We start from the raw sequence: 21,752 nt of genomic DNA, 5'->3' as shown, positions 1-21,752 counted from the left end.
CTTAGTTTACCCTTGCTTTCATCTCAATTCTATCCATCTCTTCCATTGTTACTTCTATGTTATCACCGACTAAAATGTCAACAACACCATTTGTCAAATTTAGACTAGTTTCTAACGTCTCTTGATTACCAATTGCAGAAATGGTAAATGGAGCTGGGTACTTTGAGCCATCAACAGTAATAACTGGTCCTGTGCATACAATAAAACTATCTTTAAAGATTCGTTGTCCATTTATTGAAATTGCTTTTGCTCCAGCACTAAACAGTTCGTTTAAAACTAACTGAATGTGTCGTTCATGAACAATATACTGATTAGCATTTGCCTCTGATGGGATATAATCAGCATCTCTTAGTGTAACCTGCATACCTTTCCCTTTGATAGGCAACTCACCAGTGAGCATTTGTAATTGTTTCTTTTGCTCAACATAATCACTTGTATCTTCTTCTTGTTGACCAAGTTCTGTTTCTATTTGTTGAATATCTTGTCGTTTATTCTCAAGTTCATTCCGTAACTCAAAATTCTTTTCCTCTAAATTAATCAGTTGCTGTCGATAATAATAATCTTTTTCCCATTCCTGATCAGACAATTGAATTACTCTAGAATCACTATTTGTGTACTGGTAATTAAAAGAAATTAGAAAACCAGAGATCAAAAGGACAAGCGACAAGATTACGTGTCTACCCTTCAGTTTCATCTTGATTCTCCCCTTGTGTAGATCCTTCTTCGTCTATTATTTCATTATCATATGATTCAAAATATGCTCCTACCCCAATATGTATAACACCTTCACTATCAGGACTTAATTGTGCAACAATAGATGGATAGGACTTCATTGTTTTTGAAAAGTTACGAATCGATCCCTCTACCTCAAAACCGTCATTCATGTACATCAAAATTTGATATGGATTCCCTTCTGTAGGACTCCATTTGATTTCTGATATTAAATTAACAATACTAGTTGGTAGCTGTTCAAGCTCTTTAATTAATTCTTGTAAATACGTTTCTTTATCGAATCCTGTCAATAACGGAGCGTCCCCATTAATTGTTTTTAAAGGCTTTGACGTAAGTAGAACACCATTCTCTAGTAGCGAAAAATAAGATCCATCCTGTTCAACGTAGCCAACACGATTTAATTCCTTAACTTGAATGATGATTGTAGTTGGGAACTTTTTTGAAATAGTTACTTCTTTAATTTCTTCGTGAGAAGCTACATTTTCCTTAGCCGTTTCTTTGTTAACACTCCAATAGTTGTCCTCTGTTGATATTTGACTCAACTTGGTAATGTCCTGATCGGAAATATAATTATTTCCAGATACTTCGACATGATGTACGTTACTAAGAGAAGATTGCAAATAAACGACTATCGAAATTAACACAAAAAAAATCGATAGATAAAATATTAATCGTCTATTTGCCTTTTTCTTTCTTTCTTGCTTTAATTTAGGAATTCTATCTTCAATTGAGACAATTTTCTTTTTGCTCATTCCTTAATTCTTCCCTTTTTGCATTTTTTATTATCTACGAAATTATAAAACGGCATACTGCGTATAATTAATTCAGCTACGTAAAGCTCCGGCGCCTGCGCTTTTGTTCTATTAATTAATCTGATAAACACTCACATTATATTATCAACTATCTTCCTTTTAAAGTCAGCAAGTAAAGCACTGAATATCTATTGTTCAATTATTTAAAAAGAAAACGAGATACTATCTGCTATCTACTTTTACACAGTTAAAATTATATCATATTTTATAGTTCACGTATTCTCTTTTTGCATGTATATACATTATGATTCTTTTTCCCTATTTCAAGCAAAAATAAAATAGCCCTTTCTATCTAGTTTGATAGATGGGCCAAGAATCTTTATCATAGCTTTGCATATCTACTTATATTCAATAATATCCCGATTGAACAAAGGGTTAGAGTAAGCGATGAGCCGCCGTAACTAAGAAATGGTAAGGTAATCCCTGTAACTGGAATGAGTCCAATTACAACACTTATATTGATCATTACCTGTATCGATATCATCCCAATAATCCCAAGGCCAAGTAAGCTCCCAAATGTATCAGGTGCTGCAAGGGCAACCCGAATTCCTCTCCAGAGTAAAAGAAAAAACAATAGTAAGATAAAGGTCCCACCAATAAATCCTAGCTCTTCAGCCAATATTGCAAAGATAAAATCATTATGTGGTTCTGGTAAGTAAAAAAACTTCTGTAAACTTTGTCCTAAACCCATTCCCATTAAACCACCTGGACCTATTGCATAAAGAGATTGAATGATTTGAAAGCCATTTCCTAGTGGATCTTCCCAGGGATTGAGAAATGCGGTAATTCGATTTATTCGGTATGGCGCTGAGATAATTAAACCTAAGAATCCAATCACCCCTATAATCCCAAGTCCTACAAAGTGTGATATTTTTGCACCTGCTATAAATATCATTACTAAACAAGTTAAAATTAGTACCACACCTGTGCCTAAATCTGGTTGCAGCATGATTAATCCAAAGGCTACGAACACCAGAAGTATCGAAGGCATAAATCCTTTCCTAAAGGAGTTTATGTATTTTTGGTGTGATGCCAAATAAGTCGATAAAAAGATAATCAGTCCAAGTTTCATAAATTCCGCAGGTTGAATACTAAATGCACCTACGCCTATCCAACTTGTCGCTCCTCCTCTTTTTAAACCAACACCAGGAACTAAGACGGCAATAAGTAAAATAAAACAAACAATCAGAATTGGTTTTGCATACTTCCTCCAGGTTAAATAAGGAATATTCATGATGAAAAACATCGCTATAATTCCTGTACCAGCAAATAAAAGCTGTCTTTTTGCAAAGTAAAATGAATCATTAAACTTGTACTCGGCCCAAATCGCCGAAGCACTATATACCATAATTACACCAACAATAAGCAGAGTAAAAACCGTAATAGTTAGCAGTAAATCAGGTGAGTTAAGCGATTTGCGTTTTGAACTAGACAAAAAAACACCCCATTTCCCAATAGACATTGGAATGTGGGGCTCATTAGAAAAAACGCGACTTTCGCTAAAGGAATATATGCTGACAACCTGTATTTTTAGGTAGCGTCCAGTTCCTAGTAACGAAAGCCTTGATCTTTCTTATACTATCAAGCATTTCTCTATAAGTCGATAGTAGAAGTAAAACAAGCCCCTACTTCAATGTATGCACAGCATCGACAAACATGTCCCCTCTTTCTTCAAATGTGCGATATTGGTCCCAACTCGCACAAGCTGGAGACAAAAGAATGACATCGTCTGATTCAGAAAGCTGAAATGCTTTTTGAGTGGCATGTTTTACATTATCGACGAATATTACCGTTTCTATTCCTGCTTCAGTCGCAGTCTTTTTTAATTTATTTGCTGTCTCACCAAAAACGATCATTGCTTTCACATTTTTTAGGTGAGATATCAAATCATCAAAATCATTGCCACGGTCTAAACCACCGGCTAACAATATAGTTGGTTGTTTAAATGACGACAGCGCCTTGGATGTGGCTAGACTATTTGTTGCTTTTGAATCATTATAAAACAACCTACCCCTGATATTGTCAACGAATTGGAGCCTGTGTTTCACCCCAGTAAAGGTTGTCAAAACCTGAACGATTCCCTCATTTGTTGCACCATCTAATTTAGCTGCACAGACTGCTGCCAGAATGTTTTCTAAGTTATGATTTCCAACAAGTACAATGTCATCTAAAGCAATGATTTTTTCATTTTGAAAATATAAATAATGCTCGTCAATCCAGGCTCCATCTTTTAATTGAGACTTAGTGGAAAAAGGAATCTTAGCCGCTTTAGCATCAGTTATCATTTCTAAGACAGTTGTATCATCCGCGTTGTAAACTAAAAAATCTGTTTCTTTTTGATTTATGAAGATATTTGACTTTGCCTGCTTGTAATGATCCAGTGTTTTATGATAGTCAAGATGTGCCTCAAATAAATTAAGTAATACAGAAATTTTAGGTCTGAATGATTGAATTCCCAGCAATTGAAACGAAGAAAGCTCAATCACCATTGTTTCATCTTCTTTCATTGTTTGCGCAACTTCAGTAGCAACGTTGCCAATGTTACCTGCAATTTGCACACTCAGGTTACTATGCTTGATCATCTCATAGACAAGTGTAGTGGTTGTTGTTTTACCGTTTGAACCCGTTATTCCAATCATTGAACCTGTTACTAGATAAGAAGCCAGTTCAATTTCGGTAATAATAGGTATATCTCTTTTTATGGCTTCTTCTATAATACTATTATCATAAGGAATTCCAGGGTTCTTCACGAGTATTTCTACGTTGTCCAACACGTTTAGTGGATGACTTCCTGTAATAACATCAATTCCCATTTCCGTTAACGATGTAACTTCTGGTGCGTCGCTACTCGCTTTTAAATCATTGACGATTACTTTTTTTCCACTTGTTCTTAGTAGCTTGGCAGCAGCTGTTCCGCTTTTAGCTAGTCCTAACACAAGCACATGATGATATGGAAAATTTATTAATGAATTCAAAATACTGACACCTCAATATAGATACCAAGTGCCGCAAAAATTAGTCCAATTAGCCAGAATGTTGTTACTACTCTCCATTCGGACCAACCAAGCAACTCATAATGATGATGAAGTGGGCTCATTTTGAACACTCGTTTTCCTGTAGTTTTAAACGATATAACCTGTATAATAACGGATAATGTTTCTAAGACAAATACACCGCCAATAATAACTAATAGTACTTCAAGTTTGGTTAGAATTGCGACAGCTGCAATTGATCCACCTAAAGCTAAAGAACCAGTATCACCCATAAAGACCTTAGCTGGATGGGCATTAAAGACTAAAAATCCTAATAAAGACCCTACTACAGCTAATGAGAATATGGTAACCTCGAATTGCGGAAAAGCATACCAAGCCAAGATTCCAAACGCTCCAAAAGCTATTGTTGCTGTACCAGCTAATAATCCATCAAGCCCATCCGTTAAATTGACCGCATTGGATGCACCTACTAACATAAATACAACTAGTAAAGCATAACCCCATCCAAGTTCCCATTGAATACTTGTGCCTGGAATTTGAATATAGGTTGGAAAATCATGATAACGTAATATGAAATAAAAAATAATTGCAATAAGAATTTGTCCGGCCATCTTCTGTTTAGATGTTAATCCTAAATTTCTTTTTAAAGCAACTTTTATAAAATCATCTAGAAATCCTAATAAACCAAAACCGAGTAATACTAGTAGTAAAAGTAGTAATTCAAAACTTACCGATCCCGGATTGAACTTTCCGGTCATAATCAATGTCGTTATTGTCACACTGAAAAGGATCATAAGCCCACCCATTGTAGGTGTACCCATCTTCTTCATGTGAGACTTTGGGCCTTCTTCCCGAATACTTTGACCAAACTTTAACCTCCGTAAGAAAGGGATAAAGATTGGCGAGATTAGGACGGTTATTAAAAAAGCTATTGCCATCGTTATTATTAATACGTAAACACTCACAACTATTTCCTCCTTTACTGCAAAAAACCGTCCATTTATTCATTCATCATGTCTTCAAGTATTGTTTCAAACTTCATTCCACGAGATGCTTTAAGTAAAATGATGGTTTGATCATTTAAATAGCCATCAATACTATTTAACAATTGGTCTTTATCGTTGAAATGCTTTGTTTCAATAGTTAATTTATTTTCAACAAGCTGCTTAGAGATTTCCCGTGCATCACTACCAACAGTAAAAACAACATCTATTTCTTCAGTTATTACTTCAGCAACTGTACGGTGCAGTCTTTTTGAGTGTTCCCCTAATTCAAAAATATCTCCAAGAATAAGCATTTTTTTTGGATAAGACTCCATTTGTTTAAGAACCTCGATTGAAGCTTTCATCGATGTTGGCGATGCGTTGTAAGCATCGTTAATAATTGTAACATTGTTCTTTCCAGAAATTATTTCAAAACGCATACCTGTTAGTTCAATATTGAGTAACGAATCATGAATCTTTTCCATCGGTACATTTAGCTTTTCTGCTATTTTTATTGCAAAGATTGCATTTTTAACATTGTGTTTTCCTAATAAATTCAGCTGATACTGGATCTGATTGTTAAGAGTGAACAATGTGTGCTTTGTTGTCATTGAATAGTTCTCGACAATTACATCATTGTCCTTATCGAAACCAATCGACAAAACATTATCTCTAGTTTTCAGGCTAGTGAGAAGAGGTTCATCACCGTCAATAATTAGTAGTCCATTCTCCTTCATCCCTGACAGTATCTCTAATTTTGCTTGAGCGATACCTTCTCTAGATCCGAGATATTCAATATGTGATTCTCCTATGTTCGTAATCACTGCATAATCCGGTTTTGCGATTTTCGATAATAATTCAATTTCACCAAAATGGTCCATACCCATTTCTAGGACAAGCATTTCAGTCTCTCTATTCATTGACAGGATTGTCAATGGTAGTCCAATTTGATTATTAAAGTTACCCTTAGTCCGGTGGGTCTTATAGTGTGATTGTAGTATTGTGCCGATTAAATCCTTTGTCGTCGTTTTTCCGTTTGAACCAGTAACACCAACAACAATCGGATTTACATCCTGACGATAAACACTAGCTAATCGTTGTAACGTTACTAATGTATCTTCTACAAAAAAGACTGGAAAATCGGTTGGCAAAAAAGCAGGTAATTCTCGATTTTTTTCCCAAATAGTAGCTACTGCTCCATTATTAAACGCATCTTTGATAAAGTCATGACCATCAAACGATTCCCCTTTTAACGGGATAAATAACGACTTTTTTGACTTTTTTCTACTATCTGTCGTTACTTCTAAAATCGGAATATTGTCTAAAGCTGCTCCCTTAGTATCGGGAAATAACTCGGATAAAAAACTTGTAGAAAATAACATCGATTAGTTCTCCTTATCAAACTTATTGAGTATAGCTTCTGTTGCTACTTTCCGATCATCAAACTCATTCACTTGGTCACCAATGATTTGATATGTCTCATGACCTTTTCCAGCAATAAGTATAATATCATCTTTTTCGGCAATATTTATCACATTTTCAATTGCATCTTTTCTGTCTAAAGTTACTTTGTAGTTGTCTTTACTAATCCCAGCTACCATGTCATTTACAATATCACGTGGATCTTCTGATCTAGGATTATCAGACGTAAATATGGCAACATCAGCGAAATTAGTTGCAACCTCGGCCATCATCGGCCGTTTCTTTCGATCCCTGTCTCCACCGCAGCCTACAACCACATATACTTTTCCTTTTGCAAACGAACGAATTGTAGTTACTACATTTTCCAGTGAATCTGGTGTATGTGCATAATCTACAATTACACCAAATGATTGACCTAATATAACTGGTTCAAATCGGCCGTTAACACCTGTTGTACTGTCTAATGCCTTCTTAATTACTTCTAATGGAACATCTGAACAAATAGCTGCAGCCGTTGCCGCAAGCAGGTTATATACACTGAATTTTCCGACCAGTTTACTATTAATAGCTAACTTGCCCTTTGAGGTATGTAACATAAAGCTTGACCCATCAGCATTCAGTTTAACATCAGTAGCTCTAACATCAGCATTTGAGTCAATTCCATAGGTAACTACAGGTTGGGAAGTACTTTTTATTAAGGCTTTGTTGTATGGATCGTCTGTATTTATTACCGCGAATTTAGGTTTGTTCGTATCATAATTATTACCTAACTGCGAAAACAGCAAGCTTTTAGCTCGAAGGTAGTCCTCCATCGTATCATGATAATCTAAATGATCTTGCGATAAGTTGGTAAATACAGCAATATCATAATTACAACCAAACACTCTTCCTAAGTCTAATGCATGTGAAGATACTTCCATGAAAACTGTTTGGATATTTCGTTTAACCATCTCATCAAAATTTCGTTGCAAAAACAGAGAATCTGGAGTTGTGTTCTTGACATCAAAGCTCTCTTTTCCCATTTTCATTTGAATAGTTCCAATTAAACCCGTTTCTTGCTCAAGTTGTTGAAAGATTTCATTAAGTAAATGCGTGACACTAGTTTTACCATTTGTACCAGTTACACCTATTAAATTCAGTTTATTTGTTGGATAGTCATAGAATTTATTTGATAGAAGAGCTAATGCTCTAGTGGAATCATTTACTATAATAACAGGAACAGTCAATTCAAGCGGTCTCTCTGCCACTACCGCTACTGCTCCTCTCTTTACAGCTTGATGAGCGTAGTCATGGCCATCGACTGTAAATCCTTTTATACATACAAACAAATTTCCTTCTTCAACTATTCTTGAATCCATCTCTAAGCCATTAATCTCTATATTATCAATACTAGATGTAATTTCATAAAAATATAAAGCTTTGGCAATCTCATTCAGTTTCATTCGTACACATCCTATTCTAATGAATCACTAAGGGAGCTCGTTCTTATACCTATCCAGACATCACTCTAATGAGTTACGTGATACTGATAAATTAAAAAACAATTTATAAGAATGGTCCACTTCATCATTTCATTATAACAGAACTTGTAGAATTCGACATTGCGAAATGCACATTTTTTTAGTCTGGTTTTTCTTCATCAAAATAAATGCGAATCTCTTCCCCTTGTTGAATTTTCACTCCTGGTTCTGGGGCTTGATCGATAATATAATCACCAGTACCGTTGGATTCGATTGATAGGTTTACTAAATATTTCTGTAAATCTTTTCTCATAACTCCTCGCAAATTTGGCACTTCTACTAAAGGTTGATCTGGCCATTTATACTCTTTTTCTAAACCGCCATCTCTTGGTTCAACCCCGAGCGCTCTCAAGCTATCACCAATAACATTTCCAACAATAGGTGCCGCGACAACTCCACCGAACTGAACGGTATTCTTTGGATTATCAATTGCTAAGTAAACAACAATCTCAGGATCATCCGCGGGCGCAAAACCAATAAAGGAAACAATATGATTATTACTCATATACTTTCCATCCTTACCAACCTTTTGAGCGGTACCAGTCTTGCCACCGACCCGGTAGCCATCAACATAAGCACCCCGACCAGTCCCGACGGCGACGACACCTTCTAACGCATCTCTTACCTGTTGTGATGTACCTTCTGAGATAACACGACTCTTAAGAGTTGGTTCTGTTTTTTCGATGACTTCATCTGTAATAGGATCTAACCATTCATCTGCAATGTAAGGTTCATATAAATTGCCACCGTTTATAGCTGCAGAAACAGCCATCACTTGTTGAATTGGTGTGACAGAAACACCTTGGCCAAAGGCTGTGGTCGCAAGTTCAACCGGACCTACTTGTTCTGGTTTAAACAAGATACCAGTTGCCTCACCTTGTAGGTCAATCCCCGTTTTTTGCCCAAAACCAAAGTCATTAATATAGGAAAATAATCGCTTTTCGCCTAATTTCATGCCAAGCGAGACAAATCCAGGGTTACATGAATTTTGGACAACTTCTAAATATGTTTGATGTCCGTGTCCACCGCTCTTCCAACAATGCAACGTCGCCCCACCGACTTTAATCGCACCATCATCGTCGAATTCATCTTCATGAAGGTCGACAACTTGTTCCTCAAGTGCAGCAGCTAACGTAATAATTTTAAAAGTGGAGCCTGGTTCATAGGTACTCCATATTGGTAAATTTCTATTGTAGATGTCGGGATCTGCCTTCTGGTATTCCTCTGGATGAAAATTCGGACGTGAAGACATTGCTAATACTCCACCAGTATCAGGGTCAACTGCAATTGCTAATGCTCCGTCTGGATCATATTTAGCTTCAGCTAAATCTAACTCACGTTCTATTATCGTTTGAATTCTTGAATCAATTGTTAGTTTCAAAACATTCCCATCTCTTGGCGCTTGATAAACATCTGCAATTTTAGGCATACGTTGACCTTTTGCATCGGAGAAAAAAGAAAGTGTACCTTCCTCACCACTTAGCATCTCGTCATAAAATAACTCGAGACCCATTAACCCCTGATTATCAATACCACTGAAACCTAAGACATGGGATAGATAGTTATCATTAGGATAATGACGTTTCGAGTCTTCTGCTATATAAACGCCATCAAGGTTTAATGTCCGTATCGCATCTACTTTATCTTCAGGTAGTTTCCTACCTTCAGTAAAACGAACAATTCTTTCTTTTTGCGTTATCTCCAGGTAGGCTTTCTCTACTGTTATATCTAATATATTCGCTAAGTGTTCTGCAACTTTTTGCGGTTCTTTAACTTGGCGCGGGACAACCATTACAGTTGGCGCTGATACGTTTTCTGCAAGAATTTCACCATTCTTGTCCAAAATTTTCCCGCGTTCAGGTTCAAAGGTAATGTCTCTGCTCCAAGATTCTCTCGCTCGATCCATTAGGACATCACCAATAACAAATTGCACATAGCCCAACCTGACATCAATAATAATAAAAGCCAAAATTGCCAAAAGAAAAACAGTGACTATTCGTTTTCTCATTGTTACATTGGATACTCGCTTCATAATACATCTCCTTACTTTCAGGTAGCTTGTATCCAATATATGAATAAGTGAAACAAAGTAGAACACTGCTTCGTTTATGCTTAATTACCTGCCTTAGATGTCACTATTATTATTCGTTACTATCTTCTTCTTGGTCGACAATCTTTTCTTTAGGTGGCGTAAACTCAACAACTAAATTACCACCTTTTTTTATAACTTTTCCTTTTTCAATACTTTGCGAATTAGCAAAACCACTGCCGTTAACTTCAACTTCTAAATTTAATAATTCTCCAAGTCTCATAACATCTCTAATCGACCACCCTGTTAAATCAGGCATTTGTGGCTCCTCTGTTATTAAAAATGCTTTCTCGTTAGGAAGTACATCTTCACCAACCACCGGATTAATCTCCTTCACTGCATTTCCATTTCCGATAGCAATCACGTTTAATCCTAATTGATTAAGTTCTGATTTAACATCGTCAACAGGATTGCCGACAACATCAGGAATTTTGACCGTATGGATATTCTCTTGAACGTCCTTATCTGGCTGGATGTTTAAATAATGTAGGCTATTTTCCATAACATTCTTAAATATAAACGATACCGGTTGCGATCCAGCTTCATGCACATCTAAGTTTGGTCGTTTGACAGATACATAAATCATAAGTTCCGGCTTATCTTTGGGAGCCATCCCTAAAAAAGAAAAAACGTGATTTTCATTTCCGGTTAAGTATCCACGATTTTCAGAATTAGGCATTTGTGCTGTTCCAGTTTTACCTGCAACCGAGTAATCATTCAACTTGTACATTTTTCCTGTACCGTTATCGGAAGTAACAACTGTTCCAAGGATATCTCTTACTTGTTTAGCCGTCTCTTTAGATATTGGTTTATCTACCACTTCCGGTTTCTTTTCCTCAACTGTTTTCTTATTCGTCGAATCGACAACTTTAGAAATAACATAAGGTTTTACCATACTTCCGTCATTTGCAATTGCAGTTGCGGCCATCATTTGTTGAATCGGGGTTACAACCGACCCTTGCCCATATGAAGCAGTAATTTTTTCAAGTGGCCAGTTATATAGAATTTTCCCAGCTTTTTCTCCTGGAAGATCAATACCTGTAGGTTGATTGAAGCCAAAAGCCTCTAAGTATTCTAAAAACCGGTCAGGGCCCAGTTTTTCCCAAGCCAATTTTGCGGCTGCAACGTTTGAGGACCGCTGTATTCCTTCTTCAAAAGTAATCTGCCCCCAACCACTACGTTTATGGTCATGAATCGGGATATTCATTGAGTCGTTTTGATATCTACCAGATTGATAGGTTTCATTCGGATTATAGACACCCTCTTCAATCGCAGCTGCAAGGGTAAATATCTTCATCGTTGATCCTGGTTCAAATGGAGTAGCTATCGCATCATTGTACCAATTTTCCACTTCTCCAAGTTGGTTAGGATTATAGCTAGGACGGTTGCTCATCGCTACTATTTCCCCTGTTTTAGGATCCATAACAATTGCTGTCATTCTCTCAGGATCATATTGTTCTTCAACCTGTGACATCGCATCCTCGAGTAGTGTTTGAATCTTTTGATCAATCGTTAGGTAGACATCTTTTCCATCCTGTTCTTCAGTAATAACTTCCTCAGGATCTATCAGCTTGGTATTATATCGATCTCGTTTATAGGAGATTCGCCCATCAACACCTTTTAGTGATTCATCAAGTTGTTTTTCAATACCATTAACACCCTGAGTTATGAACTCTATTTTTTCATCACCATTGTCATCTTGTGTAGCAATTTCCTTTTTCTGCGCTAAACCTATTATGTGTGATGCAAACATTCCATTAGGATAATATCGCTTTGGTTCTTTTGTAAACTGAATACCTGGCAAATCTAATTCAGCAATTTCGTCTCTCTTTTCTTGAGAGAGATCCTTACCATTTGCACCAAACTCTACTTGAAACTTCTCTTCATTTATTCCTTTTTCTAAAGTAGCAACCATCTCAGATGCTTCAATATTTAATAAAGGAGCCAGCACTTCCGCAGTATGTTGCGGATTTTCTACATGCTTAGGCTCCTCTTCGTCTGCAGTGAATTTCTCATCAACTATTGCATAAAGTCGGTATGCAGCACGATCTTGTGCTAGTTCCATCCCATTTCGGTCATAAATCGTTCCTCGTTCTGCTTGAAGTTCGTAGGAGCTTGTCCGTTTTTCATCCGCCCACTCCTGTAATGAAACACCAGCGACCTCACCTGTACCTTGTATGTACAAAAATCTTCCGGCCAGAATTAAAAAAACTACAGCAAAAACAAACATGAGCACAGACGACATAATCTTGGTGGTTTTGTTTTTCTTCAAACTTATCCACGCCCTTATTAATTGGAAATTTGGCTAGCTTGTTTTACTTGCGTATTTTGGATAGATAACCCATTTTCTTTTGCGATTGTCAGAATTCGATCAGGATTACTAAATTCTTTGACTTTATATTGTAGGTTTTCATTCGTTACTTGTTGCTTTTGAACCTGTGCTTCAAGTGTCTGAACTTCACGATTTAATGAGTCCGTAGTAGAGCTAAAAGAAACAGTCAAATATAATGCCACTAGTGTTACTGCACTAAATAAAGTATATAGAAATTTTTCACCTGATGTTATCCAGCTTTTTTTTACTTTAATTTTTACTTTTGGATTAGTCTTAGGTTGTCTGTTCGGATTAGTTTCTTCCTCTTGCCATGATTGCCAGCTTCTAGCTTCACTTGAGCTCATTATTTATTCCGTCCTTCCTGATACATAAATTTCGGGTCCCAAGGTTTCATTTTCTCTACGATGCGCAGCTTGGCTGAACGCGACCTACGGTTTAGTTCTAACTCATCATCATTTGCTATGATTGGTTTTCTAGTTATTTGCTTAAACGGCGGGTTACTACCTTCTGGAATGATCGGGATATTCCTTGGTAGAGGTGGCGTTGTACTCCACTTCTTAAATGCTTGTTTGCACAGTCTATCTTCTAATGAGTGGAAGGTGATGATAGAAATTCTACCACCCACATCTACCACTTCTGCAGCCTGATGTAATACATCGTAAAAGGAATTAAGCTCATCATTCACTGCAATTCGGATTGCCTGAAACACTCGTTTAGCGGGGTGCCCTCCAGTTCTGCGCGCTGGCGCCGGGATAGCTTCTTTTATAATTTCTACTAATTCAAATGTAGTACTGATTTCACTTATATTTCTGTGAGCTTCTATTTTCCTAGCTATTTGTTTGGAGAACTTTTCTTCTCCGTACCTGAAGAATATCTTCACTAGTTGTTCATATGACCAATGATTAATCACTTCATATGCCGTGATTTCCTGTGTTTGGTCCATTCGCATATCAAGCCTGGCATCATTCTGATAGCTGAATCCTCTTTCTTCTTGATCTAACTGCGGCGAGGATACACCTAAATCAAACAAGATGCCGTCAACATGTTCGATGTTGTGTTCTGCTAACTTTTCTTTTAAAAATCGGAAGTTTGAATGTATGTAGACAATTCTGTCATTGAACTGCTCAAGACGTTCTTTGGCAGCTGCTATCGCATTTAAATCTTGGTCAAAAGCCACTAGCAATCCTTCTTCAGATAGCTGTCTAGCGATTACCTCAGAATGACCACCAGCACCAAGGGTACAATCTACATAAGTACCATTCGCTTTTATATTTAAACCTTCTACAGCTTCTTCTTTTAAAACACTAAAATGTTCAAACATTTTTATCACCTGCTTTTACTACGATGTTTTAATCTTTTTTTAGGTTAGGTGTCTAAAACTAACTTTTCACAAAACTCGGCTTAACTATATGTAGGTAATGCCAACTTAAATATCAAAATCCATCATGTTCTCTGCAATTTCAGCAAATGACTCTTCAGATTCTTCAACATAAGTTTCCCATTGATTGTTAGACCAGAATTCAATTCGGTTAGAAACACCAATAACGACACATTCTTTATCTAGCGTTGCATATTTTCTAAGAGGTGCCGGAATGTTTATTCTACCCTGTTTATCTACTTCACATTCAACTGCACCTGAAAAGAAAAAACGGGTAAAAGCACGGGCATCTTTTTTAGTAAGTGGTAGTTTCTTTAATTTGTCTTCAAGGATGCGCCACTCGTTCATGGGATAAGCAAACAAACATTGATCTAAACCTCTAGTGAGCACAAACATATCTCCAAGCCCCTCACGAAATTTAGCTGGGACGATTATGCGACCTTTAGTATCAATAGAATGTTGAAATTCTCCCATAAACATATAGCTCGCCCCACTTTCTTTTTCTATAGTACCACAATCCCCCACCATCTACCACCTATTTCAAACAATTTTTAAACTATAACAGAGTTTTATTAAAATCATCATTTTTATCTATAATTAAAAAACATTTCAAACCACACAAAAACGCCAGCACGGCATAAGCCAGCTGGCGTTTTAAAGCAACTTTTCATTATTTCACCTGAAATTGTGGTGGAAAGTGGGAGGATAATTTACAAATAGACAAGATAATGGTCTGCTTGATAATCATAAGACTGATCAACTAGTTGTTTAATAAAATCATCTCCGTATTGATTGAGAAAAGGAGTAATGTTCCAACACCTTTCTTGCAAACCACCTTCTGGTCGCAGCAATGTTTGAATTGCATCAAAATCTTTTAGTCCATGGTGATATTTCTCTTCAAGCACATTCATTAATTTATTTTCTAGATATTCTATATCCTCAAATAGATAAAATAAATTCTTCTCGGCTACATCACCTAAGTCAGACCGTATCGATTTAGCTAACTCTTTCAGCGGTCTATGAGCACGTTCAATCGAGAACTTGACTTGATCGGTTAACTGTTCGATTGGAGCAGCTGGTTGCGATGCTAGCCAGTTACCCCTCTCATATTCAACACCGTGATTAACCACTTGGCTGGCTGAAATAGAGAATCGATTAAGTTTCTTCTCTGTTGTTCGATCTATCATTGTTATTGACAATCTTGGTAAAACTGGTGGCATCTTAATTTCAAATGTTTGAAATGCAGGCTTCAAGACAGACCAGTATCCTATTTCACCTAGTCCACCTAAAAAAGCTAAGGATGGGAATAATAATTCCTGCATTAATGGACGAGTGACAACGTTATTACTTAACAACTCCGGACTTTGATTTGCAATATGTAAAAGTTCGTCTGTGGTAAACTCACATTCATTTTGTTTACCACGCCAAGAACCATCTTCAGCACGCACAAGTAATACTCTCTCTCCATCCTTATGAAAGAAAAGATGTCCCTCATTTGCCTCTACATCCATTGAGATTGAATATCCTGCCTGCTTCACTTTTTGATTAGAACGATAAACGGCTTGACTGATTTCTTTCTGTTTTATTATCATCGCTTGAAAATGTTTACTTTCTAATTGTCTTACCAGTTTATTTCCAGAATCAATCAAAACAATTCCTTCCTCATCAAACAACCTAAAAATTGCCTTAGCAAAAAAATCAACAATTGTATCTGTTTCATCTATTAATTGATCAAATAGTTGATAGTAGGAATTCGTGAACTCTGTTTCTTGTAATCCCTCAAATATCCGTTTTAACCATGCCTTCGTAATTTCTTTATCAAGTTCAAACTCTGACATTGATATCTTGCCTTTCACCCGTTGTGGTGTTTTGAACTTTTTCATTCTAGAACTAGTTTCTTGCATAATATGATTGATCTCATCATAATCATGATCTTCCCCAGCAATCCAAAAGACAGGTATTACTGGCACCTTTAATTGTTTCTCCTGCTTCTTAGCAAGGTTTATAATCGAGATAATTTTGTGAATCGTATAAAGCGGTCCTGTTAACAATCCTGATTGTTGTCCTCCAATAACCACCACACTATCCTTCTCCCGAAGCCGCTCGATATTGTTTAATGTAGACTTAGGTGCATTCCAGCCATCATTTAACTTCTTTAAAACAGAACTAAGTCCATCTCGATCAAAATCCCTTTCCTTTAAATCAGCGACCCGTTGTTGAAAGGTTGATGCTTCATAAGGTAGGTAATCAAAATTATTCACAATTTCACCATTAGTACGGTATTCATCTATTAGTTTGTTGTTTGTCTCCAAATTAATTGGGTCGATCCGCATAGAACTTGCTCCTTCTAATATATAATATTCATTACTATCCGTATTTTACATAAAAGCACTTTCAAATTCACTTGTTATGTTTATAACTCCATTATGTACCTCGCGATGCCTATAATAATCAGACCAATGTAACTAAATCCAAACAAAAGAAATGAACATCGCCAAAACCCTTTCCAAACATAGCGAAACAATATTTCTTCTTTAACTTTCCACTGAACGATAACAGATATTGAAAGCATGATTAGCAAAACGATAATTATTATACTAAAAAAGTTACGATTAAAAATGATATCGAGTAACATTCCAACTGAAATAATATACAATAATGTTGAATAGTTAACTGATATATGTATAGCTTTCCAATTATTTCTTTGCACTTTCTTTGCAATAACGTACGTTATTATCGTTATTAGTATTGGAACGTAAATAATTACTTCGACAAGATAAGAAATTATATCAATCATTTTAGTTCACTTCCCCTTATAATTCCATTCTAGAGCCTTGATACTTTGATAAACAAATAATGTATGTGGCAAATCGCCATTTGATTGTTTAATGATGTATCCTAATATCCCCTCAATTTCAGTTCTTCTTTGTTTAACAACATCTAAATGCATAGAGGATTTATTATCCTTCGTATTGGTGGCAACTGACATAATTCTTTTCCACTGTTCTTGGTGTTCTAGTTTTAGTACGTGACAAACCTCGTTACACAACAGGTTACTTAATTTAAATAAATAGGGATTAGAAATGATTTGACCATTATTAACTTGAAATATGGCCGTTATTGGATTAATCACTGCATTTATGATTAATTTGTTTGCAAGCATATAAAACCAATTCTCGTTAATTTCAATCGGAAAATTATCACTGGTTAACAAGTGATTGATTGAAATCAACAAAGAAGAATCACCTGCTAATATCGCCATATTCAGTTGACCCCTACCTGTATGGTTTACCACCGAATCACTCACTCTGATTGCACCATGTTCTGATGAAGCTAATATAATAGTATTAGTTAGTTCAAGTTGTTGAATTTCTTCTACATGGTCCATCCCATTTTGCATAAAGATAATTGGAAAACTTGAATTTGTAGTGAAACGATAGATATCCTTTAGCTGATATTGCTTTACACAGACAAGCACTAAATCATCTTCACCAGTTAGTCTATCTTCCAACAACAAAGCGGTAACCGGGTAAACCTTATTATATGGACGGATTGTTAAACCATCTTGATTTATAGTTTTCTTTTGTTCGACCCTTTTAACATAAATAGTAATGATGTGCCCTTGTTCGGCCAAAAGAGCTGCCATTAAGAGACCAATTGATCCCCCACCAATAATTCCTATTCTCATATTAATCCACTCCACCCAAACAAGTATGTATGCTGACTCTGATTATTGTAGCAAACTTTTCTTGAAAATAAATAACATTATCAGCATTTTAATTTAAGACGCGGTTCTTTCCCGCTAATGATTAAAATAACTGAATCAATTTCACAATTATCTTAATGCAGCAAATATCATCCAAGGATGACATTTGCAAAAATTAGTATTATGAAATTGACTAAACTAGTAATTGGATTCTAAAATTATTTATACTATAATGAAAACAGAGTTTTGCAGAAAGGGGTAATTACATGGAATCTGTAAAAGTTGAGAGATTGTTAGTTAATTATAAGACATTAGAAAAGTTCAAAAAATTTAAAGAGTATGGAAATCAAGAACTTTCTATGCTAGAAGATTTAGAAAGCAATATTATTGAAAATGATAGTGAGTCACCTTTTTATGGCATATACTTTGGAAACGCTTTAGTGGCAAGGATGAGCTTATATAAAGTAAGTGCAAAATATAACCAGTATTTTGACCCTTCACAAGATTACCTTGAATTATGGAAATTGGAGGTTTTACCAGACTATCGTGACAAAGGTTTTGGCAAAACTTTAGTAGACTTCGCTAAAAGCTTTCGATTGGCAATAAAAACAAATCCGAGGGTTAATTCTCATGATTTTTGGAAAAAAATGGGGTTTGAAAAAGCGAAATATCAAGTGGAACGAGATTTAGGTGAGAACCCGTTAATTTGGTCTCCAGACGGGATATATGAACAAACTTGATAAATCAGCATCTTTAGAAGAGTAAACGAACAATTTAAAAACCCTTGCCGCCATTCCCTTGGATGACCAGCGAGGGTTTGAATTTTATAGATGATATTTAAAGAATCAATTTGCCTAAGTTTTACTTTTTTGATTCGGTTCAATCCAATGCCACAACTGACCCATTTCCTGCCATGCTTGTTCATATCTTGTAAGTTGTTGCTTTAATTCTGCAATTTCCTCATTAAGTAACTGAACTTTTTCCTCAGCAGACTCGCTACTTTGCTCGCTTACTGAATAATAGTTCACTTTCATTTTTTCTAATAAAGAGATAGCTGCATCAAGCGTACCTTCCTCATTTTGTTCAGTACTTGGAAGAAGTATGTCATAAGTATCCACTTGTTGCTTTCTATCTTTTTTAGCCATTTGTATAGCTTTTTGATACTGCTTTCTAATTGAAGCATTCCAACGAAAACCACATGCAGCAGGCGTTCTAGATAGGCGTTTACCTACCTCTTTAAAAGCCTCAAGTTGAGTCTTACCTTCCCGAATATAACGCAGTACTGTCTCTGCAAGAAGTAGATCTTCATCTTGGCTCCATGCATCCTGTCTCATATTATTCATCTCATCCCTCCTCTATTTATACGTTTGCTATCAATGTATGCAAACGATAGGAATGATAGAATAATTTATTTTCTATTTTGATAATTTTGTATCGCTTATAGAACGTCATTTGAACTATTAATGAATAAAAAAAAGATAACTGCAAGTTATACAGCCATCTTTTTTTCGTGCATTCTATTGTTCAACCACTTGTTTACCATCATAATGTCCACAAGATTTGCAAACATGGTGTGATTTTGTAAGTTCACCACAATTTGAACACTCAATCATGCCAGGTACGTGTAACTTCTTATGCGTACGGCGTTGATTTTTTACTTTTTTAGAAGTTTTTCTTTTTGGTACTGCCATGTCTTACACCTCCTTTATACACGAAACGAAAATCATCCTTATTCGTAATCATAAATAAGGCAAAGGCAGAGTTTTTCTATAACACCTTACCTCACCGATTTCCCTCTTCATTGTTATCATCTAGTAATGATTGCAATTTCTGAAGACGTGGGTCTACTTTCTGTTCATTTTGATCGTCAGTTTGTAATTCCCAGCCTTCACCCTCTGTTAATGCATTTTCCTGAACTTCCTTATCATCTGAAAACACACGAAAAGGAACTTCCAATAAAACATTTTCCTTGATATACGGAGTTAAGTCAAGCATTTCTCCACTAACAGGATGAATTTCTGAATCATCTTCTTCGTTATAATAAGGAGAAGTAGAGAAAACCTCTATTACATCCACTTGAAAAGGATAATTCACATCAACTAGGGTCCTTGCACATGGTAAAATCATTGTACCATCAATTGAAAAATGAAAAGTAATTTCATTCCCCTGCATGGTTGCATTTCCTTTAACATGAACAGGGTCAATTTTTCGAATATCATTGTTCATTTCTACAACTTCAGAGACATCTACATCTTCCTCAAAGTCTAATGGTTCTGAACCACTAATTTTCAACTTTTGAACAGGAATTTTCATCACTATCACCTCTAGGCAACAAAGGTTATTTTATTAGGAATAACGCTTTTTGTCAATATTTTTTCTTTACAGGCATTTATTTATCCAAGATATAACTCTAAAAATTCTTGATTTAACTCATATTTACATATCCTAACATATAGTAAATCTATTTTTCAACTTCTTGCCTACTTCCCCCTCTTGTCCATTTCCTGTAAAAACAGGTATAATAAAACTAATACATATAGGGGTTGTTAACTATGAATGCATGTGGACTAATCGTCGAGTACAATCCATTTCACAATGGGCACTATTATCACCTAGAACAATCAAAAAAAGCTACAAATGCTGACTGTATGATAGCGGTAATGAGTGGTGATTTTTTACAACGAGGCGAACCTGCCATCATTGATAAATTCAAACGAGCACAAATAGCTGTCAAACAAGGTGTTGATATCGTTGTTGAGTTACCTTTTATTTATTCTGTCCAAAACAGTGACTTATTTGCAAAAGGAGCTGTTTCAACCTTAGCAGCATTAGGTGTTAGTTCTTTGTGTTTTGGAAGTGAGAGTGGAGAAATTAACGATTTTATTAATGCATACAATATATTTCAAACGAAACAGGAAGACTTTAAGCACGAACTTAAAAGACAACTGACCCTTGGTGTTTCCTTTCCAGAAGCAAGTAGACAAGCTTATCAATCAATTGGATTAACACAAGGGAATATTGACTTATCACAGCCAAACAACATTTTAGGTTTTAGTTACCTTAAAAGTATTTACCAAAACAATTATCCTATTAGACCTGTCACAATAAAACGGACAAAAAATAACTATCACGATCAAGATATTAATAATCAAATTGCTAGTGCTACCAGTATTCGCAAGGAAATAATTGATAATAACCAAATTACACCAATTGCCGGCGAAGCACTTCCTTCATCAATGATAGAGGGATTAATTGAGTATAAACAACATTCTGGTGTATGGCACTATTTTGAACATTATTTTGATTTAATACACTATCGTGTCCTCACAATGTCTGAGACAGAGCTCAGGCAAATTAATGGCGTTGATGAAGGGTTAGAGCACCGGTTAAAACGAACAGCTCAAGAAGCCACTAGTTTTGACTCCTGGATGCATGATATAAAAACAAAAAGATATACCTGGACTAGGCTGCAACGAATGTTCACACACATCTTGGTAAACACAACAAAAGAATCTATTTTATCATTAACTAACGAACCATTGCCTTACGTTCGACTATTAGCGATGACTAAGAATGGTCAAGCTTATCTGAACAAAGCAAAAAAACATATGGAAATTCCGCTGATTACAACACTTAAAGATCGCTATCACCCAGTAGCATCTATTGAGAAACAAGCTAGTGATTCTTATTACAGTATTATCAATCCAATCAAACGTAAGAAATTACGCAAACAAGAAATTGGTCCGCCCTATATAGTAGATTAAAAAGAAGACTGACTTCAAGTC

At 35.9% G+C, this 21,752-nt stretch carries 20 protein-coding genes; 2 read left to right on the top strand and 18 right to left on the bottom strand.

The genetic code is table 11. From position 1 onward, the window contains the following. Position 1 precedes the first annotated feature (1 nt). From LD272_RS17735 to LD272_RS17665, 15 genes are all read right to left on the bottom strand, one after another. The gene (locus LD272_RS17735) at positions 2 to 694 is read right to left on the bottom strand and encodes a DUF881 domain-containing protein (RefSeq protein ID WP_226037939.1); all 693 of its coding nucleotides are present in this window, start codon (positions 692 to 694) and stop codon (positions 2 to 4) included. Next, positions 678 to 1,484, bottom strand: coding sequence for a cell division protein FtsQ/DivIB (locus LD272_RS17730; RefSeq protein ID WP_226037938.1), 807 nt, complete (start codon positions 1,482 to 1,484; stop codon positions 678 to 680). Before LD272_RS17730 ends, LD272_RS17735 begins: the two co-directional genes overlap by 17 nt. Before the next feature lie 382 nt (positions 1,485 to 1,866). Then, positions 1,867 to 2,979, bottom strand: coding sequence for a stage V sporulation protein E (gene spoVE, locus LD272_RS17725; protein ID WP_226037937.1), 1,113 nt, complete (start codon positions 2,977 to 2,979; stop codon positions 1,867 to 1,869). Positions 2,980 to 3,169: 190 nt separating this feature from the next. After that, the gene (gene murD, locus LD272_RS17720; RefSeq protein WP_226037936.1) at positions 3,170 to 4,519 is read right to left on the bottom strand and encodes a UDP-N-acetylmuramoyl-L-alanine--D-glutamate ligase; all 1,350 of its coding nucleotides are present in this window, start codon (positions 4,517 to 4,519) and stop codon (positions 3,170 to 3,172) included. Then, positions 4,516 to 5,475, bottom strand: a complete 960-nt coding sequence (gene mraY, locus LD272_RS17715; protein WP_255639800.1) for a phospho-N-acetylmuramoyl-pentapeptide-transferase — start codon at positions 5,473 to 5,475, stop codon at positions 4,516 to 4,518. Before mraY ends, murD begins: the two co-directional genes overlap by 4 nt. A gap of 62 nt (positions 5,476 to 5,537) precedes the next feature. After that, complete coding sequence (locus LD272_RS17710; RefSeq protein ID WP_226037934.1) at positions 5,538 to 6,902, bottom strand: UDP-N-acetylmuramoyl-tripeptide--D-alanyl-D-alanine ligase; 1,365 nt, start codon at positions 6,900 to 6,902, stop codon at positions 5,538 to 5,540. A 3-nt stretch (positions 6,903 to 6,905) separates the two neighbouring features. After that, positions 6,906 to 8,384 (bottom strand): UDP-N-acetylmuramoyl-L-alanyl-D-glutamate--2,6-diaminopimelate ligase, encoded by a 1,479-nt coding sequence (locus LD272_RS17705; RefSeq protein WP_226037933.1) that lies wholly within the window; start codon positions 8,382 to 8,384, stop codon positions 6,906 to 6,908. Between the two features lie 178 nt (positions 8,385 to 8,562). Beyond that, a complete protein-coding gene (locus LD272_RS17700) occupies positions 8,563 to 10,494 on the bottom strand; it encodes a stage V sporulation protein D (protein WP_226037932.1) in 1,932 nt (643 codons plus the stop codon). A gap of 109 nt (positions 10,495 to 10,603) precedes the next feature. Further along, a complete protein-coding gene (locus LD272_RS17695; protein WP_369414004.1) occupies positions 10,604 to 12,823 on the bottom strand; it encodes a penicillin-binding protein in 2,220 nt (739 codons plus the stop codon). 17 nt (positions 12,824 to 12,840) lie between these two features. Next, complete coding sequence (gene ftsL, locus LD272_RS17690; protein ID WP_226037931.1) at positions 12,841 to 13,227, bottom strand: cell division protein FtsL; 387 nt, start codon at positions 13,225 to 13,227, stop codon at positions 12,841 to 12,843. Further along, positions 13,227 to 14,204 (bottom strand): 16S rRNA (cytosine(1402)-N(4))-methyltransferase RsmH, encoded by a 978-nt coding sequence (gene rsmH / locus LD272_RS17685; RefSeq protein WP_226037930.1) that lies wholly within the window; start codon positions 14,202 to 14,204, stop codon positions 13,227 to 13,229. Before rsmH ends, ftsL begins: the two co-directional genes overlap by 1 nt. Before the next feature lie 105 nt (positions 14,205 to 14,309). Continuing rightward, positions 14,310 to 14,741 (bottom strand): division/cell wall cluster transcriptional repressor MraZ, encoded by a 432-nt coding sequence (gene mraZ / locus LD272_RS17680; RefSeq protein WP_226037977.1) that lies wholly within the window; start codon positions 14,739 to 14,741, stop codon positions 14,310 to 14,312. A 230-nt stretch (positions 14,742 to 14,971) separates the two neighbouring features. After that, on the bottom strand, positions 14,972 to 16,594 hold the full coding sequence (bshC, locus tag LD272_RS17675; RefSeq protein ID WP_226037929.1) for a bacillithiol biosynthesis cysteine-adding enzyme BshC: 1,623 nt from the start codon (positions 16,592 to 16,594) through the stop codon (positions 14,972 to 14,974). Between the two features lie 80 nt (positions 16,595 to 16,674). Beyond that, a complete protein-coding gene (locus LD272_RS17670) occupies positions 16,675 to 17,058 on the bottom strand; it encodes a DUF3397 domain-containing protein (protein ID WP_226037928.1) in 384 nt (127 codons plus the stop codon). Positions 17,059 to 17,064: 6 nt separating this feature from the next. Next, positions 17,065 to 17,949 carry a 2-dehydropantoate 2-reductase gene (locus tag LD272_RS17665; protein ID WP_226037927.1) on the bottom strand — a complete coding sequence of 295 codons (885 nt, stop codon included), beginning with the start codon at positions 17,947 to 17,949 and terminating at the stop codon, positions 17,065 to 17,067. A 284-nt stretch (positions 17,950 to 18,233) separates the two neighbouring features. On the opposite strand from LD272_RS17665, the gene LD272_RS17660 reads away from it, so the two are divergent. Continuing rightward, a complete protein-coding gene (locus tag LD272_RS17660; protein ID WP_226037926.1) occupies positions 18,234 to 18,707 on the top strand; it encodes an N-acetyltransferase in 474 nt (157 codons plus the stop codon). Positions 18,708 to 18,821: 114 nt separating this feature from the next. Here the strand turns inward: LD272_RS17660 and LD272_RS17655 are convergent, their stop codons facing one another. The 3 genes from LD272_RS17655 to LD272_RS17645 form a co-directional block, all read right to left on the bottom strand. After that, positions 18,822 to 19,310: an RsfA family transcriptional regulator gene (locus tag LD272_RS17655; RefSeq protein ID WP_226037925.1), complete on the bottom strand. Its 489-nt coding sequence runs from the start codon at positions 19,308 to 19,310 to the stop codon at positions 18,822 to 18,824. 174 nt (positions 19,311 to 19,484) lie between these two features. Further along, on the bottom strand, positions 19,485 to 19,658 hold the full coding sequence (gene rpmF, locus LD272_RS17650; RefSeq protein ID WP_153735815.1) for a 50S ribosomal protein L32: 174 nt from the start codon (positions 19,656 to 19,658) through the stop codon (positions 19,485 to 19,487). A gap of 91 nt (positions 19,659 to 19,749) precedes the next feature. After that, positions 19,750 to 20,280, bottom strand: coding sequence for a YceD family protein (locus LD272_RS17645; RefSeq protein WP_226037924.1), 531 nt, complete (start codon positions 20,278 to 20,280; stop codon positions 19,750 to 19,752). A gap of 239 nt (positions 20,281 to 20,519) precedes the next feature. Here LD272_RS17645 and LD272_RS17640 point away from each other — a divergent pair, with 239 nt between their 5' ends. Next, the gene (locus LD272_RS17640) at positions 20,520 to 21,731 is read left to right on the top strand and encodes a nucleotidyltransferase (RefSeq protein ID WP_226037923.1); all 1,212 of its coding nucleotides are present in this window, start codon (positions 20,520 to 20,522) and stop codon (positions 21,729 to 21,731) included. Positions 21,732 to 21,752 lie beyond the last annotated feature (21 nt).

The sequence above is a fragment of the Aquibacillus saliphilus genome, assembly GCF_020404745.1.
In the GTDB taxonomy this organism is placed as follows: Bacteria; Bacillota; Bacilli; order Bacillales; family Amphibacillaceae; genus Aquibacillus; species Aquibacillus saliphilus.
This window is presented reverse-complemented; position numbering and strand designations above follow the sequence as displayed.

Coding starts and splice junctions, on each gene's coding strand:
- LD272_RS17735 (WP_226037939.1), bottom strand. CDS start 694: ATGAAACTGAAGGGTAGACACGTAATCTTGTCGCTTGTCCTTTTGATC.
- LD272_RS17730 (WP_226037938.1), bottom strand. CDS start 1,484: ATGAGCAAAAAGAAAATTGTCTCAATTGAAGATAGAATTCCTAAATTA.
- rsmH (WP_226037930.1), bottom strand. CDS start 14,204: ATGTTTGAACATTTTAGTGTTTTAAAAGAAGAAGCTGTAGAAGGTTTA.
- LD272_RS17665 (WP_226037927.1), bottom strand. CDS start 17,949: ATGAGAATAGGAATTATTGGTGGGGGATCAATTGGTCTCTTAATGGCA.
- LD272_RS17640 (WP_226037923.1), top strand. CDS start 20,520: ATGAATGCATGTGGACTAATCGTCGAGTACAATCCATTTCACAATGGG.
- LD272_RS17705 (WP_226037933.1), bottom strand. CDS start 8,384: ATGAAACTGAATGAGATTGCCAAAGCTTTATATTTTTATGAAATTACA.
- rpmF (WP_153735815.1), bottom strand. CDS start 19,658: ATGGCAGTACCAAAAAGAAAAACTTCTAAAAAAGTAAAAAATCAACGC.
- LD272_RS17655 (WP_226037925.1), bottom strand. CDS start 19,310: ATGAATAATATGAGACAGGATGCATGGAGCCAAGATGAAGATCTACTT.
- LD272_RS17700 (WP_226037932.1), bottom strand. CDS start 10,494: ATGAAGCGAGTATCCAATGTAACAATGAGAAAACGAATAGTCACTGTT.
- LD272_RS17670 (WP_226037928.1), bottom strand. CDS start 17,058: ATGATTGATATAATTTCTTATCTTGTCGAAGTAATTATTTACGTTCCA.
- mraY (WP_255639800.1), bottom strand. CDS start 5,475: ATGGCAATAGCTTTTTTAATAACCGTCCTAATCTCGCCAATCTTTATC.
- bshC (WP_226037929.1), bottom strand. CDS start 16,594: ATGCGGATCGACCCAATTAATTTGGAGACAAACAACAAACTAATAGAT.
- mraZ (WP_226037977.1), bottom strand. CDS start 14,741: ATGTTTATGGGAGAATTTCAACATTCTATTGATACTAAAGGTCGCATA.
- LD272_RS17645 (WP_226037924.1), bottom strand. CDS start 20,280: ATGAAAATTCCTGTTCAAAAGTTGAAAATTAGTGGTTCAGAACCATTA.
- ftsL (WP_226037931.1), bottom strand. CDS start 13,227: ATGAGCTCAAGTGAAGCTAGAAGCTGGCAATCATGGCAAGAGGAAGAA.
- LD272_RS17660 (WP_226037926.1), top strand. CDS start 18,234: ATGGAATCTGTAAAAGTTGAGAGATTGTTAGTTAATTATAAGACATTA.
- LD272_RS17710 (WP_226037934.1), bottom strand. CDS start 6,902: ATGTTATTTTCTACAAGTTTTTTATCCGAGTTATTTCCCGATACTAAG.